Here is a 15,811-nt window from a genome sequence, read left to right as displayed (position 1 = left end):
ACGTGGGTTGCTCATGGCACCTCCTGATTGGCCTCAGTTTAAGGCATGGAGGTGTCTACGAAACCCGGGGCGATTCAAGGATCAGTCGCGGGTTAACTATATGCCAATCGAAACTTAGCTCATACCGTCATCGTATATACGTAGTTCGCTGTTTTCCGACCTAAGTCGGGTTACTCCTGAGGCAGAACTTCATACAACTGTCACGTGACGGCAGGTCGATAAAACTGACCCAGGGAAACTTGTCCCGCCATTTCCAATTAGCAGAGATAAGGGGCACGAAATGCGTCATAAGTTCATGCGCGCAATCATAGGCAGCGTACTGACCGCAGCATCAATGATGGCGCATAGCGAGGATGCGGTGACGTTCGCCATCCAGGCTGGGGATGTGCATGCGGCTGTAGAGCAATTACATTCGATGGGCTATCGGGTTACGTTGGGCTCAGGCGTTGGCGGGCCAGCTCGGGCAGTCATCGGCAAGATGACCCTGCGCGAGGCGCTTGACGTCATGTTGGCAGGCAGCGACCTTGAGGCGAGTTGGTCGCGTGGTGAAGCGTTCATTCGTCCACGTAGCGTCGGCACGGCGGACGGGCGCAAGATCGGCGAGGTTCGCGTCGCAGGCGATGTGCAGAGCGGTCAGGGCGGCATCGCTCAGCGTGGCGTCAACGGTAGCAGCGATGAAACTGCCACCGAGCATAGCCGGGCCTATTCGCCAGCGAAGGTTCGCATCGGTGGCAAGACACCGACCACGTTGCAGCATTCTGTGCAGAGTGTATCGGTCATCAGCCGCCAGCGTATCGAAGACCAGCAGATGAACTCTCTGGGCGACGTGATGCGCTGGGCCCCTGGTGTGACCACATTACAGCGTGGTTCCGACAGCCAACTGATGCCTCATTTTTTCTCGCGCGGCTTTGAAATCCGAAACTTTCAGATTGATGGTGGTGCCCCCATCAACTATGGCTCAGGCAACGACTATACGTCTTCGCTGACGCCAACGTTCGATATGTCGCACTACGACAATGTTGCAGTGCTGCGCGGCGCTGACGGTATCAACTCTGGCGTGGGTGACCCCGGCGGTGTGCTTTCGTTGGAACGCAAGCGACCGGTAGCCCAAGCGCAATATACGGCAGAGTTGAGTGCAGGCTCATGGGACGCGCGCCGAACGATGTTCGACGTATCTCAACCCCTTAGCGAGGATGGACGCTGGCGTGTCCGTGCGGTGGCCACCCACGATGAGAGCGACTACTTCTACCGAGTCGCCGATCGCCAGTTGGACAGCGGTTATGTAAACCTGGAGTTCGATCCCGACGAGCATACCCGTATCAACGTCGGTGGCAGCTACACCGAGCAGGATGCCGTGCCCTTTAGTCTGGGTTTGCCACTGTACGCTGATGGCGGTGATATGGCCCTGTCGCGCTCAACGTTCATTGGTATGCCTTTCGCCAATCAACACACTCGCAATAAGGAAGTGTTCGTACAGCTTGAGCACTTCTTTGCACCGGACTGGTCGGTTAACCTCAACTTGTCGGGTATCAATCAGGACTCGAATTCGCTCTCTTCATCGGTGTTTCTCGTCGACGGCGTGAATCGCGACACCGGTACTGTCGACGGCCAGATCATGTTGGACCAACGCAAATTGCGTTCGCAGCAACGAGTCGCGGATGCTTACGTAACCGGCGGGTTTGATCTGTTTGGGCTGCGGCAAAAGCTGGTGCTCGGCGTCAGTCAGCAGAAGCAGGATGATCGCAACGATGCGGGCGGCAATTACTTCTATCCGCAAGGCCCGATCGACATTGTCGGTTTCGACCCGAGTGCTTGGGCGCGGCCCGATCTTTCGCAGTTCCAGCGGGACGCCATCACCGTACCTGCCTACTGGCGCGAACAGAGCGCAGCGTACGGCTCACTTCAATTGGAGCTTATTGAAGGGCTGCGTGTGGCCGCATCGATGCGCTACAACCGTTACAAGACGGAGCAGAGCACGATCTACGGAGGGGACTTCCCTTCAGTCCAGAATACTCGCATGAGCGAGAACAAGCGCTTGCCGCCAACGGTCTCTGTCAGCTATGACCTCACGCCGCAGACCACCGTCTACGTGAGCCATGCCGGCATTTTCAACACCAATGCGAACAAACTGACGGCTGCAGGTACAGTCCTTGAGCCTGAAACCGGGCGCACTATTGAAGTCGGCCTGCGCCGCAGTGACTTCAATGGTCGCCTGAACAGCAGTCTCGCGTTTTTCGACACTGTGCAAGAACACATCGCCCAGGACGATCGGGAATCACCCTCGACCGATAACCCGGACACTGGCATCTCCTGCTGTTATTTCGACAGCGGCAAAAAGACATCCAAAGGCTTTGAGGCGGAGATCATCGGTGCACTGACTCCCAGCTGGCAATTGGCGTTCAGTTATACCCGTAACACGATTGCGTTCAGTTCGCCCCAGTTGGCACCCAGCAACTTTCTTACACAGGCTCCCAAGCACACGGCCAAGCTATTCACCAGTTACCGCCTGGGCAGCGCGGGTTGGGCCGGCAGAACCACTCTAGGTGGAGGCCTGCGTTATCAGAGCGAGACAGTCACCAATGGCTTTGACGGCAACGGCGAGAAGCTTGTCACCCGGCAAGGCACCTACGCGGTGACCGACCTTTTTGCACGGGTGATGCTCAGTCGTAAGGTATCACTACAGGCCAACCTGGCTAATGCGTTTGACCGGTATTACTACGCGAGCGTGGGCAATGTCAGGGGGCAAAATTTCTATGGTGAGCCGCGCAGCGTGTCGTTACTCCTGAAGATGCAGTTCTGATCAACACATAACAGAACCCGACTTTCGCGGGATCGTCCTGTGCATGGAAACACCTTAGGTTACCGCTCCATTGCTGCGTCAGCGATTGCGCCGCGCAGCCTGCTTATTGTTTAAGGAGAGTTTCAATGAGTGAGATTTCAACGCTGGCCGTGCTGGGCAAAAATACCGGTGTGCCGGACATCAATCGCCCCCTTACGCCGTCGCAAGCGGAGGCCTTCAACCGGATCGAACGGGTGATGAAGGCTGCCACGGCCATTGGCCTGATCGCGGCACCGGGATGCGGGAAGTCAACGGTTCTGCGGCATTTGGCCGAGCAGCACGGCGGGATCGTCATTACCGTCGCTAACATGACCGAAGCGGCAGGTTTGAAGCCGGCCAATGAGTTTGAAACCACCATTGGCCGTATGATCGCCACGCATCTGCAGAATTATCCGTTGGTGGTAGTAGACGACTTGGACTACTTCGTCGGCCCAGCCTCCAATGCGTCCACACGCCCTGGCTTTGTGCGAACGGTGTTGCGCCAACTGCGCATGCAGGCGCAGGCGTCCGGCCGCCATCTGTTGTTGGCGGGGCACCCTCCGGAGTCCTGGGAGACGGCGGAATCTCAGTTTGGTGCAGATACAGCTGTGGTGCCGCTGGCCAGTTTTGGACCGCAGGATTATGCAGTGGTCGCCCGTGCGGTTGCGGGGGGGGAGGCGGTTGCCGGTGTCGACTTCTCAATGCTGCATCGCTTTGCCGGGCACCTCAATGGTCACCAACTGCGGCTGGCGTTCGGCATGCTTGTCGGCCAGGCCAGTATCACCACCGAAGATGTGATCGAGTCACTGAAGAGCCATGTAATGGTCTCCAACACGCGGGTTGATGAGGTGGAAGACATAAGCTTCGACCAGTTGCCGGGGCACGAACACATCGTCGAAGCACTCGAGACCAATATTGTCTTTCCAATGGAACACCGTGACCTAGCGGCGCGCATGGGCCTCAAGCCAAAGCGTGGGGTCCTGCTGTTCGGTCCTCCCGGAACCGGCAAGACTTCGATTGGTCGGGCATTGGCGCACCATATGCGCGGAAAGTTCTTCCTTATTGACGGCTCCTTCGTCAGTGAGCCGCCCGCCGCGTTTTTCGGCAAGCTTGAGCGCGTAGTACAAGAGGCCAAGGAGAATGCGCCGTCACTGCTCTTTATCGACGACGCCGATGTGCTGTTCCAAATCCAGCACATTGCCGGTTTGTCGCGCTACCTGTTATCGCTGCTCGATGGCATCGAAAGCGAGACCGCCAGCGGCGTGTGCGTGATGATGACTGCGATGGATGTGCGACCGATTCCGGAGGCACTGCTGCGCTCTGGCCGAGTCGAGCTGTGGCTGGAGACCCGTACGCCTGACGAAAGCACCCGTGAGAAGATTTTGCGCCGATGGCTTGAAAGCGATACCGAGACGTTTGAGGGGCTTGACTGTGGCGCATTGGCCAAGCTTACCGAAGGCTTCACGCCTGCCGACCTGCGTCGCCTGGTAGGAGACGGCAAAGCGCGCCTGGCCGCGGATATCGTGCGTAAACGACCATTACGCTCTGCCGATGCGTATTTCCGCCAGGCTGTCACGGAGATCATTGCCGTGCGCAACCGTATGGCATCCATGCTGGGCGGCGAAACGTTGCAGGTGCCCGTTGCACAGGATGGCTATCCAACCAACCACTACGAAGCTATGGATGGGTACTGAGATGACGGTAAGTATCGAGCGTTTCGCAGCGGAGCAGGCCGTTGTCCCTGGCGACAACACGGATGACCTGGCACTTGACTGCACGCGATACGAGCTCGCCAATGGGTTGGTGGTGATCGTGCACCCTGCGCCTGAGGCTGCTCAGGTCTCCTTGACCGTCTGCTACCGCGTTGGCTCCAAGGACGAAGGCCCTGGCCAGACCGGCAGCGCCCACCTGTTTGAGCACCTAATGTTTACCGGGAGTGCCAATCTGCCCGGTGGCTGGGCCGAGTCAATGAAGGCCGTAGGCGGCACCAACGTCAATGCGTACACATCCCATGACCGCACGTGTTTCTACCAGACAATTCCGCTCGGCAGTCTTGCCTTTGCATTATGGGCGGAGGCTGATCGCATGGGGCATTTCCGCGAGCATCTGAGCGACGCGGCATTAGCTCGCGAGAAAGCTATCGTGCTTGAAGAAAAGTCGCAGCGAGAGGGCGTGCCCCTGGGTGAAGTGTCGGAATTGGTGCTACAGAGTCTTTTCCCTCCTGGGCATCCCTATCATCACACTGTGATTGGTTCGGTTGAAGATATTGCTGGCGTCAGCCTCATTTCTGCACGTGATTGGCACCACCGCTACTACGGACCCGACAATGCGGTTGTGGTGATCGCAGGACCGATTGATCCGCAACAGACCTTGGCACTGGTGAAGGAGCACTTCGACCATCTCCCTCCGTCGGGGCGGGAGTGGACCTGCACGCAAGCTTGGGTGCCTGCATTGGCACAGCGACGACGCGCACGCGTCGCCTCACACGCAATCGACTATGACGAAGTGCAACTGATCTGGCCGGTGGCAGAAATTGCTGATAAGGGGTCAGCACACCTGGCCGTTCTAGCCGATTTACTGGGTGGCAGTGAACTGTCGCCACTCTATCTTGAACTGGTGAAGCCTGGGCATGCTCTCAATGCCTCGGCCATTTTCACTCCTGGCGAAGTGTGTGGCCAATTCCTGATCAGTCTCTCGTTAGAGCAAGGGCGGCGGCACACCGACGTTGCGGAGCGCGTACGCGGTGTCATTGCCAAGGTGCTGGATGGGCCAGCCGACAGCGCCAGTTTCGAGCGCCTGTGCCGTCAGAAGCGGATCATGACCGTCATGCGCCTGGGAAGCGTGAGTGCGCGAGTGGCGATGATGATCGATGGGGAAATGTCGGTACGTGATCCGTGGCACTTCCAGCATGAGCTGGCCGATCTACAGACGACTGATGCAGAGAGGGTCATCGCGCAGGGGCGTCGCTGGCTGTCAGCCGAGCCATTCGTGCTGGAAGTGCACAGCCAAAAGAAAGTCGCCATTACCGTGACCGACAGTTTGCGCTCACCGCGTCCGTCGGTCATACCTCAGGTTGAGGCAACCAATGACATTGAATGGGATGAAGTGGCACTGTTCAACGGTACTCGGCTCGTTACCAGCCAGCGGCCCGGGGCGCGTGACTTCGTTCTTCGCCTGGAACTGGCGCGTGGCAATGGCGTGGAGTCCGAGGCCGAGCGCGGTTTCTGTGCACTGCTTTCCACATTGCCCTATCACGGGATTGGCGAGCGCAGCCCGGAGGAGACACGCATCCAGACCCAGGAAGGCGGTATTGGTATCGTCTGTGGCGCCACCGTGTCGTATTTTTCGATCGAACTCAACGGCCCAGCAACCTCCGCTGCACAAGCGGTAGAACTGCTCGCCGATCTGGTATTGCGTCCACGGCTGGATACTTTTGTATTTGACGAAGTTCGACGTGATCAGCGCAATGGACTCATCGAGGCCAAGGTGGATCGCTTGGACTGGGCGATGCAGTTGCCCCGAGCTCGGTTATACGGCGCGCAAAGCATCGAGATACGTGATGCCGAAGGCAGTGCTATGGCCATCGAGCAGGCAACGAGAGCGACAGTACTGGCCTTTCACGAGCGACTGTTTGATCCTCAGGGCGCACGTTTATTTGCCACCGGCTCAGAGCAGGTACTGGCGACTCTCCGGCCACGACTGTCGGCATTTACCTCGCGCTGGCGGCAGTCCGTGGCACCTTTTCCCGAGCCTGTCGTGCCGGCACTGCCTGATCGCGCCGACGAGCGCATCCAGTTTGTAACGGCCGGCCCGAGTGACCAAGCGGTGATTCAGCTGGCGCTATTGCTGCCACATCCCCTGAATCTGCTGGCCCGCGAGACGGCGCGAACCTTGGTGGCGGTCCTCCAGGAACGTGTCAATCATCGATTGCGCGAAGAGCTGGGCTGGACCTACGGGGTTAGTGCCGGCATCGCTGAAGCCGAGATGACGGCTCTGCCGCCGTGCCTGATGCTCACCACGTCAGTCAACGCTCTGCATGCAGGCGAAGCGGTTCGCGAGATACGTGCATTTATCCAAGCGTTCGTTACCGATGCTCCGCCGACCGCAGTGGAGATGCAGGAGCAACAACGCCAAGCCGGTATCAATCTGTCCTACGCCAGCGCGAGCACGAGTGGCCTTGCCATGAGTGTGCTTGATGCGTTCCGCCTTGGCTTGAAGGCGCCACTGGGTGCACGCCGTGCGGCACTGGCTAACGTGTCTGCTGCCGCAGTCGTTCGGGTACTGCAAGATGCCCTGGCAAACGGCCCCGTCGAATGGGTTGTGGCCAGTACCGCGACCGGTGTGGCCGACGGGTTGTCAGTTGCCGGCCTGCCGATTGATGGAGAGGGCGGCCAGGCATGAGCGACCAGCGCGAGGAAAACGCCCCATCGGCGGCTCGCGGCCGCTCATGGAGGTGCTTGTTGCGTTGGGGGCAACGACCTGAAGAAAAAGTGCTTGCCGAGGCCCCTCACATCGCGGGCTCACTTGTGCACGTCGATAAGCGTAGCTATGCCATCGACCGTCTGTTTTTCCAGCGGCTGTGGCGTCTTTGCCGACCTTATTGGGTACGCAACGGTGCATGGCCGTCCTGGGTGGCGCTCGGGGTGCTATTTGCGCTGGTCATCGCGTTCAGCCTGGGTGGTGCGCAGATGGCGCAATTGTCGGCGGACCAGACCAATGCTCTCGTTGCCAAAGAGGCAGCCGAGTACTGGCATTTTTGGACACTCATCACCTTGGCGGGGTTGGTTCGTTTCGGTGCCAGCATCGTGCAGACCTATGTGGGGGGGCGCCTCAATTTACACTGGCGGCAGTGGTTGACGCTGTACCTGGTTGACCGCTACCTGGAGCACCGGACCTACTATGAGATCACCGTCGATTCGGAAATTGACAACCCTGATCAGCGTATCCAGGAGCATGTCGATCCTTTCGTCAAGGCGGTTAGCGGGTTGCCTCAGCAACTGCTGGGGGCGGGCTTCGACATCATGGTGCAGATCGTCATCCTCATGGCGATCTCACGCACAATGCTGATTGCGACATTCATCTACGCGGTTTTCCAAACCGTGTTGACGTTGTACTTGTACAAACCGACCATTCGACAGAACTGGGATTCGACGGTAGCGGAAGCAGATTTGCGTTATGGCCTGCTGCACGTGCGCGATCATGCGGAAACCATCGCTTTCTATCGTGGCGAGGCGCAAGAGCGGCGGCACATTGAGGCGCGGACGCGACTGGCGGTGTTACGCCAGTTGGTGATTCTCAAGTACCAGCAGTTTATGGCTGTCGTTCAGCAATTCTCCAATTTGGTATGGGGTGCGTTGCCCATGGTTATCATCGCTCCGCTCTACTTCACCGGTGAAATTGAGTATGGCGCGATCATGACCGGCATTGTTGCCTCTTCGCTGATTCTGCAGAGCCTGTCGACGCTGATGAACTACATCCCCACCTTGAGTCAGATGGCGCCGATGGCTGTGCGCCTGGCGGAGATCCAGGAAAAGTTTGACCGGTTGGGTGAGCAGCGTAAGAGCGAGTCAGGTGTTCCGCGCTTGGCGTTCCTCGAAGGTGACGGTATTTGCCTGAAGGGCGTAACGCTGCAAACGCCCGGAGGAGAGCAGACACTGGTGCGGGACCTCTCGGTCGCGGTGGCGTATGGCGAAAGCCTGGTCATTGTCGGTCAAACCGGCTCGGGCAAAAGTTCTTTGCTACGTGCCATGGGTGGGCTTTGGACGCGTGGCAGTGGCACCGTCATCATGCCGCCACGCGAGCAGACGCTGTTCCTACCGCAGCGTCCGTACATGGTACTTGGAACGCTGCGCGACCAGGTTTTGTACCCGCAACCGGACGCATCAATCGACGACTTCACCCTGCAAGGCATTCTGGAGCGCGTCGGTCTGCCTGATTTGGTGGCGTGCAACGGTGGCCTGGATACCGAGCGTGACTGGGCACGCATCCTGTCGCTAGGCGAGCAGCAGCGGATCGGCTTTGCCCGCGTGCTGGTCATCAGGCCACGTTTTGTACTGCTCGACGAGGCGACCAGTGCGCTCGACCTAGCCATGGAGCAACGGCTGTACGAGCTGCTCAGGGCCAGTGGTGCAACCTATGTAAGTGTCGCGCATCGGCCGAGTGTGGTCGCGTTCCACCAGCGTGTACTTAACGTTGGCTGCGACGAGCAGTCAAACGAGTCATGCCGTGCAATTGAAATCAACCCGCATATGCCACGAGATGAAGCTCGTGAGGTGGAAAATAGCGATGAAAAAACTCATTAAGTTTTTATTGATTGCCGGTGTTTCATGCGTGGTTTGTTCACGTGCCGCGTGGGCAGGGCAGGACGGTGGCTTGTCCATGGGGGCGATCGCCAGTGCAGCGACCCCAACCGTAAAAGCCGTGATGATCCTGCTCGTGCTGATCTCGATCGCTTCCTGGAGCGTGCTGGTGCGCAAGTTGATCGCATTACGCCGGTTGTTTCACTCGACCCGGCACGCCGAGGAGCGGCTCCAACTGGCTGAAACCCTTGAGTCGGTTGTGGAGGTGGGTGATCTCACTGTCCTTGCCCTGTTGGATGCTGCTCATGATGAGGTGCGGCGATCAAAGAGCCTGGTAGCCGCAGGGCTGACTGAAGGGCTTAACGCTCGCCTTGCGTTGACGCTGGACCGTGTTGAAGAAGCGGCCGCGCGCCAGGCCGGGAGCGGTGTCAGCTTGTTTGCCACGGCGGCCAGTGTCACGCCCTTTATCGGGTTGTTCGGGACCGTGTGGGGGATCATGCATAGCTTCGTCGGCATCGCCCAGGCCAACAGTACAAGCCTAGCTGTGGTAGCGCCTGGTATCGCCGAAGCGTTGCTGGCCACTGCTATCGGCCTGGTTGTGGCCATTCCGGCAACCGTTATGTACAACGTGATTGGCAAATGGGTGGCGCACTACCGGGCGCGTCTGTCTGACTGCTCTGCGCACATTGCCAATCTGGCGAGCCGGGACGCTGAGCGCGCCCAACTGCCGCGGTACGGTGTCAGTGGTCTGCGCGCGGTGACGGAGGCATAAACCCATGGGTAAGTTGACGAAACAGCGTTTTGCGGGAGAGTTCGAACTCAACGGGGAAATTAACGTGACCCCCTTTATCGACGTCATGCTGGTGCTGCTGTTGGTGTTCATGATTGCGGCACCGCTTTCTACGGTAAACCTGCCGATTGAGTTGCCGACGTCCAGCGCCCAGGTAGCACCGCCGCTTGAGCAACCGGTGACGATCAGCGTTCAGCGCGACCTGACGCTGTACCTTGGAGAGTCTCCCGTTCTGGCCTCAGATCTGCCAGCCGCCCTGGCTTCACAGGGAGCCACGGCTTCGACGACGGTGTTCCTGAATGTCGACAAACAGGTCAGCTATGGGGACATGATTGGCCTGCTCGATACGTTGCGCAAGGCCAACTATACCCAAGTGTCTCTCGTTGGCCTGGAGAGCAAAAATTGATTCGTCATGGGCGCATCGTGTTGCGGGCCCCCAGCTGGCTGACCACATTGTTTGTCGCAGTAGTTCACGCGGTGGCAATCGCCTGGATACTGGGGCGGACCGATATGACGACAACAGAGCCTGTCAGCATGCCGCCGCTGGTGTTGAAAATTGCGCCACCGGCGGCCCCGCCTGTGCCTTCGCCGCGTGATTTGTCGGTGGCATCGGCGGCTGCCTCCATGGCTGTAGAAGCGCCAACTGTTGAAGTTCCGGTGACCAAACCACTGCCAGAGGTATTAGAAACAAAGCACGGGATACTGGCGAAGGTGCCACCGAAACAGCCTCAGCCCAGGGATAAAAAGCCGCAACCGCCCAAACCAAAGAAAACCGCTCCGACCGCGACGCCACCTCAGATCGCCGCGCATTCCACTCCGACAGCACCGAGTGAAGTCCCGCAGACCGTCGCACCGCCACCGGTAGAGGCCGCGCAAAAAGCAACTGACAGCGCTGCCCAGGCACAAGGTGCTGCGACCACTGCACTGGACGCTTTGGATAGTTGGGAGGCGCAGGTGCTGGCTCGTCTTGCCAGCGCCAAGCGCTACCCCCAAAATGCCCGCATTGCCCGCGAGCAGGATACCGTCACGGTCAGTTTTACTGTGGCGCCTGACGGCAAGGTCGGTGCGGAGAAAATTGTGCACAGCGGCGGGTATCAGAGTTTGGAGGAAGAAGCATTGGACTTGGTCTCACGTGTATCGCCCTTGCCACCGCCACCGGACGGCGAGCCGCAACGACTGTCTCTACCCATTGATTTTTACTTGCGCTGATGTGCCCATTCGATAGTGCCATCGTCAGCGCCTTGCCGCGTCATTGGGTCGATCGCCTGTTCGCCGCAATGCTGCCCGGGCAGAGCGAAACGTTCTGGCTGGCCGTGGCCGAAATCGTGTTGGAGTTGCTCCCTGACGATGTGGTGGTGGTGTGGGAGACGTTCGACACGCGTGCATTCCATCGAGGCGCCGACGGTACGCTCACGGTGCATCGCGGCGCGCACGCACATGCTTTGCGCGCGCCTGCAATTTACACCGCATTCAATCTTCCTTTCAGTGATTCGGTACGCACATTCGATAGCAGCGCGCTGGCCAACGCTGGTTGGGATGAAACACTGCTGTCGGCGGCTTCGCGACCACCGGCTGCAGCCACATTGGACTTTCTTCAGGGACAGGAAATCCATGCCACGATCGCCATTTATGGGCATGCGGGCATGTCCCAGATTCGCCGGCAGGCGCTGGAGAAATTAAGACCGGTGCTGCCTCAATGTGTATCAGCGTTGTTCGAACGACGCCGATCGGTTGCGGCCGGAGCAGGGCTTGCGGAGTTCCTGCGCGAAGTTCCGGTCGGCCTGGTTCTGGTTGACTGGTTCGGTGTGGTGTTGTCCGTCAATGACGAAGGCTGTCGGCAAGCGGCGATATGGAATGAAGCGCCGCGAAAGGTCAGCCTCAAGGGTGCGCGTCAACGCTTTGCCGTGCCCGACGATTTGACGCAAGGCTGGGATCATTTACGCAGTGAATGGATCAACTGGCTGCGCGGAGAGGGGGCACGGCCGCAAGCGCTGGTTATAAAGCACAATGCGGATCCCATGCTGGAGGTTGCGATCGAACTTGTTCACGACCATGGCGCGCCCACCACCACGCCGTGTTTTATCGCACGCTTTGCGGGTATCCATGCGCGTGGCGATGCTGGTGTGCCGATTCCGACGCCAGCGCAGATCGCGATTCTTTCACAGTTGTCGCCTGCCGAGCGCTCCGTTGCGTTGCTGACCCAGAGCGGGCTGAGCAATCAGGAGATCGCCGATCAGCTAGGCAGGCAGGTCGGTACGGTCAAAGACCATCTGACAAGTATTTACGAAAAGCTTGGCGTCAGCCGCAGAACGCAGTTGGTCAAGGCGTTACACCTCGAGTGAGTGGCGCTTGTTCCTGGGCGTGCAATCAAGACTGTTACGGAATTGATTTATTAGGTCGGTGCTCACGGGGCAGGGGACCGGCCAGCAGGAAGTGCTGGGGGACTCCAGGGATGCGCCACTCGATGCGTTGTCTGCTGCTGACTGTGGACCTAGTGTTGCCAGCAGATATCGAATAATTGGTTCTGTGCAGAGATTCCAAGTTTTAAGTATGCATTCCTGCGATGTGTGGCTACCGTACTTGGGGATATATCAAGAAGCAGTGCGATGCTTTCCTTACTGTGCCCGATGATGATGTAAGCGCAGACATCGGTCTCGCGGTCGGTTAGTTCACGGCATCTACTCCTCAGTAGAGAGCGAAATTGCAGGCGCTTGCGACTTTTCTCTAAAGTGAGCGCATCCTCTTTACCAGCCGCGCTGTAGGTGCGTGCCAGGGACGTCTGAAATTCAGCGTGCCTGCGTACGCTCGACATGATGATCCCGGCCAGTTGCTGAATATGCTCACGCTCGGAGGCTTCGAATGTTGGAGCACGGTCACTGCGATGAAAGCTGACAGTGGTCGTGTGTTCTTTGTCCTTCATCCATATGATCGCTTCCTCGCCTAATTTGGAGTGGTCGTATAGCTCAGTGATGAGCTCCGATTGGGCTCTGTGGAGGCGAGGTATTGAGGGAATATTGACGAAATCCACCGAAGGGGCAGAGGCGCCACTGTCATTGAGTAACGCGACCACAGGGTCCACCTTGTAACCCTTGCGTTGCCAGTGATCGCCGGCCAGCGTCAGGTAATGGTGATCCATCGAGGGCGAAGCAAGCGCAATGATCGATGGGCGCTTATCGCCCGCCCATTCATAGGCAATGCAACTAATTATGCCAAGCGTCGGGGCGAAAAAGTTAAGCAGTTCCATCGGAAAATGCTGGCTTCCTATCGCATCAATCAGCGCGGCCGTTCGATCAAATATCGTATCCATTGGGATCCTCCATCATGGCCAATGCACGAAGTGGTCCGGATTTCAGTCGATATCGAATTCTCGTTGAACAGTGATAAGCGCAACAGGGCATGGCATATGGGCCGCCCATAGACTGTCGGCGTCAAAAAATAATGCCCAACGCTGGTGCGTACGAGCTCTAACGGTGCGGGCACTCATCTTGTAGAAGTATGTTCTGCGCATTGCGCAACTTCGATACTGGCTGCACGTGATGTCAGTGAGCATCTCAGTCGCCCGGTCAGCCACGTGTGCTGACCGAAATCCCCCTGTATCGGATAGAACTATGAACCAGGAAAAACTGGAAACCTACCTAGAGTCCCTGAACTTCGCTGATGCTCCCCGGCGAGTGACGTCAGTATTACCAGGGCCGATCGCTGCGCAGCAACATGACGCGGCGATTAGTACAGAATCCATGGCCCGTGCCACAGGGAGGGGTTTCCCGGTCATTTTTGATAAAGCGTATGGCGTCACGGTAAAGGACCCGGACGGCAACATCTTTATCGATCTGTCCTCTGGCATCGGCGTCAATAGCGTTGGTCGTTGCCATCCGCTGGTGGTTGAGTCGATTGTCGCCCAGTCCAATCAATTGATGAATGCTACCGACGGCACCCATACACGGAGGACGGAGCTCTCCGCGAAGATTTCCGAAATCATGCCGGAGGGGCTGCGCGGGAATTGCCGTACCTATTACGCCCAGAGTGGTAGCGGTGCGATGGAGACAGCCATCAAGTTTGCTAAACGAATCACCGGGCGCCAGCAGATCATCGCGTTTCACGGTGCTTATCATGGCATGTTCAATGCCTCTAATTCGCTTACAACGGGCCCCCACTATCGGAAGGGGTTCGGTCCTTTCATGGCAGGCGTGATCCATGCACCTTATCCCTATGCGTACCGCTTCCCCTTCGACACCTCGAGCCGTAGCGCTGAAGAAATTGCTGGTGACTACATCGACTACTTGCTCAACACGCCTTACACCGGGGCGGACGATGTCGCGGCGGTGATCGTCGAGCCTGTACAAGGTGAAGGAGGCTACATTCCTCCCAGCCCTGAATTTCTTCAGCGCGTGCGTAAAGCCTGCGACAAGAGTGGCACGCTATTGATCGTCGATGAAATTCAGTCAGGAGTCGGCCGCACTGGAAAGATGTGGGCTGTCGAGCACTCCTTTATCGCGCCCGACATGCTGGTCTTCGGCAAGGGCATGGGCGGTGATTTACCGATGGCGGGTGTAGTGATGCGCGCGGATTTATCCGAGAAAGTCCCGGAGCATTCCCAGCCGAACACGTTCGCCGCCAACGCGCTTGCCGCATCGGTTGCGCTGACCAATATCAAAATTCTGCAGGATCCGGAGCTTGATCTTATCGCCCGAGCGCAACGAATGGGCGATGAGATTCAACGCCAAATCCGAGGGTGGAACCATCCCCTTATCGGTGAGGTGCGCGGTTTGGGTTTGATGATCGGTATTGAGCTGGTCGCCGATCAGAAAACACGAGCCCCCTTGGCCCAGGAGAAAGTCTGGGAGGTGATGTTCAAGTGCATCGACAAGGGGGTGATTGTCGCCCCCTGTGGGCGCATGGGTAATGTTTTACGCCTCATGCCATCGCTTACGATCCCTGAGTCGTTGATGAATACAGGGCTGAATATCTTCCGTGAAGTGTTGGAAGTCCTGGATTGATTAACCAGCAGACGGAATTGGAGCACATAGTGACTACTAACAAAGTTTGGCTGGTGACAGGCGCCAGCCGTGGCATGGGGAGCCATATTGCCAGGGCTGCGGCATACGCCGGGGCGACGGTGATCGCAGCGTCCCGTCAGGTGCAGGAACGGTCGACTGAAGGCGATGACAAAATCATCCACGTCGCCATGGACGTAACTGATGCGCAGCAGGTACAGCATGCGGTCGATTCAATACTGGAGCGATTTGGCCGGATTGACGTACTCGTCAATAACGCCGGCTACGCCCAGATTGGATGGTTTGAAACCGTTTCTCCCGAACAGGTTCAGCGCCAGTTCGACGTCAACCTGTTCGGCGCCATGCGAGTGACGCGGGCTGTGCTGCCGGCAATGCGCATGCAGGGGTGTGGGCATATTGTCAGCCTTTCTTCGATCGCTGGCGTAACGTCTCTTGCCGGAGGGGCCATTTACAGCGCGTCGAAGTTCGCAGTCGAGGGATGGATGGAGGGCCTTGGCGATGAGTTGGCACCGCTGGGCATTCGCACCCTATCCCTTGTGCCAGGTTTTTTCCGCACCGAGTTCCTCGGTTCCAATTCGGCAGTGTTTGGTGAGCTTGAAGTCCCGGACTACGCAGCGGTCACTCAAGAACGAAAGGCCCTTATCGATTCTTTGAACGGTACACAGCCAGGCGATCCCGAACGTGCAGCGAAATTGCTGGTCGAGCTAGTCGCATCGAAGTGCCCTCCATCCCGCCTGCTGGTTGGCCGCGATGCCTGTGCTATGCAGGTGGCCAAATGTGAAGCGCGCATTAACGAGGTCAGCCAGTGGCGGAAAGTTTCTGAAAGTACGGACTTCCCGGCTGAAGGTACGTCGGTTAAGTAATTCCATCTCAACTAGAGAAAATTACC

11 protein-coding genes are annotated in these 15,811 nt (G+C 58.0%); 10 read left to right on the top strand and 1 reads right to left on the bottom strand.

Features of this window, described 5'->3' with window-relative positions:
- Positions 1–280: 280 nt before the first annotated feature.
- The 8 genes from AC07OP_RS16885 (at position 281) to AC07OP_RS16850 (ending at position 12,249) form a co-directional block, all read left to right on the top strand.
- Positions 281–2,800, top strand: a complete 2,520-nt coding sequence (locus AC07OP_RS16885) for a TonB-dependent siderophore receptor (protein ID WP_262134890.1) — start codon at positions 281–283, stop codon at positions 2,798–2,800.
- Between the two features lie 125 nt (positions 2,801–2,925).
- Positions 2,926–4,512 carry an AAA family ATPase gene (locus AC07OP_RS16880; RefSeq protein WP_262134891.1) on the top strand — a complete coding sequence of 529 codons (1,587 nt, stop codon included), beginning with the start codon at positions 2,926–2,928 and terminating at the stop codon, positions 4,510–4,512.
- 1 nt (position 4,513) lies between these two features.
- On the top strand, positions 4,514–7,219 hold the full coding sequence (locus AC07OP_RS16875) for a M16 family metallopeptidase (RefSeq protein WP_495101807.1): 2,706 nt from the start codon (positions 4,514–4,516) through the stop codon (positions 7,217–7,219).
- On the top strand, positions 7,216–9,120 hold the full coding sequence (locus AC07OP_RS16870; protein ID WP_495101808.1) for an ABC transporter ATP-binding protein/permease: 1,905 nt from the start codon (positions 7,216–7,218) through the stop codon (positions 9,118–9,120). Before AC07OP_RS16875 ends, AC07OP_RS16870 begins: the two co-directional genes overlap by 4 nt.
- Positions 9,104–9,889, top strand: coding sequence for a MotA/TolQ/ExbB proton channel family protein (locus tag AC07OP_RS16865; protein WP_262134895.1), 786 nt, complete (start codon positions 9,104–9,106; stop codon positions 9,887–9,889). Before AC07OP_RS16870 ends, AC07OP_RS16865 begins: the two co-directional genes overlap by 17 nt.
- Before the next feature lie 4 nt (positions 9,890–9,893).
- A complete protein-coding gene (locus AC07OP_RS16860) occupies positions 9,894–10,313 on the top strand; it encodes a biopolymer transporter ExbD (RefSeq protein ID WP_262134897.1) in 420 nt (139 codons plus the stop codon).
- Entirely contained in the window at positions 10,310–11,116 is an 807-nt protein-coding gene (locus AC07OP_RS16855; RefSeq protein WP_262134898.1) for an energy transducer TonB, read from the top strand. The genes AC07OP_RS16860 and AC07OP_RS16855 overlap by 4 nt, the downstream gene beginning before the upstream one ends.
- The gene (locus AC07OP_RS16850) at positions 11,116–12,249 is read left to right on the top strand and encodes a helix-turn-helix transcriptional regulator (protein WP_262134900.1); all 1,134 of its coding nucleotides are present in this window, start codon (positions 11,116–11,118) and stop codon (positions 12,247–12,249) included. Before AC07OP_RS16855 ends, AC07OP_RS16850 begins: the two co-directional genes overlap by 1 nt.
- A gap of 149 nt (positions 12,250–12,398) precedes the next feature.
- Here the strand turns inward: AC07OP_RS16850 and AC07OP_RS16845 are convergent, their stop codons facing one another.
- Positions 12,399–13,214, bottom strand: a complete 816-nt coding sequence (locus AC07OP_RS16845) for a helix-turn-helix transcriptional regulator (RefSeq protein WP_495101809.1) — start codon at positions 13,212–13,214, stop codon at positions 12,399–12,401.
- A 301-nt stretch (positions 13,215–13,515) separates the two neighbouring features.
- Here AC07OP_RS16845 and AC07OP_RS16840 point away from each other — a divergent pair, with 301 nt between their 5' ends.
- Positions 13,516–14,904 (top strand): aspartate aminotransferase family protein, encoded by a 1,389-nt coding sequence (locus AC07OP_RS16840; RefSeq protein WP_495101810.1) that lies wholly within the window; start codon positions 13,516–13,518, stop codon positions 14,902–14,904.
- The gene (locus tag AC07OP_RS16835; protein WP_495101811.1) at positions 14,901–15,785 is read left to right on the top strand and encodes an SDR family NAD(P)-dependent oxidoreductase; all 885 of its coding nucleotides are present in this window, start codon (positions 14,901–14,903) and stop codon (positions 15,783–15,785) included. The genes AC07OP_RS16840 and AC07OP_RS16835 overlap by 4 nt, the downstream gene beginning before the upstream one ends.
- Positions 15,786–15,811: the final 26 nt, after the last annotated feature.

This window comes from Pseudomonas sp. GW821-FHT09D08 (assembly GCF_059416305.1).
This window is presented reverse-complemented; position numbering and strand designations above follow the sequence as displayed.

Bases quoted from the DNA above. Each gene is read 5' to 3' on its own strand.
- AC07OP_RS16885 (WP_262134890.1), top strand. From the start codon at position 281: ATGCGTCATAAGTTCATGCGCGCAATCATAGGCAGCGTACTGACCGCA.
- AC07OP_RS16880 (WP_262134891.1), top strand. From the start codon at position 2,926: ATGAGTGAGATTTCAACGCTGGCCGTGCTGGGCAAAAATACCGGTGTG.
- AC07OP_RS16875 (WP_495101807.1), top strand. From the start codon at position 4,514: ATGACGGTAAGTATCGAGCGTTTCGCAGCGGAGCAGGCCGTTGTCCCT.
- AC07OP_RS16870 (WP_495101808.1), top strand. From the start codon at position 7,216: ATGAGCGACCAGCGCGAGGAAAACGCCCCATCGGCGGCTCGCGGCCGC.
- AC07OP_RS16865 (WP_262134895.1), top strand. From the start codon at position 9,104: ATGAAAAAACTCATTAAGTTTTTATTGATTGCCGGTGTTTCATGCGTG.
- AC07OP_RS16860 (WP_262134897.1), top strand. From the start codon at position 9,894: ATGGGTAAGTTGACGAAACAGCGTTTTGCGGGAGAGTTCGAACTCAAC.
- AC07OP_RS16850 (WP_262134900.1), top strand. From the start codon at position 11,116: ATGTGCCCATTCGATAGTGCCATCGTCAGCGCCTTGCCGCGTCATTGG.
- AC07OP_RS16845 (WP_495101809.1), bottom strand. From the start codon at position 13,214: ATGGATACGATATTTGATCGAACGGCCGCGCTGATTGATGCGATAGGA.
- AC07OP_RS16840 (WP_495101810.1), top strand. From the start codon at position 13,516: ATGAACCAGGAAAAACTGGAAACCTACCTAGAGTCCCTGAACTTCGCT.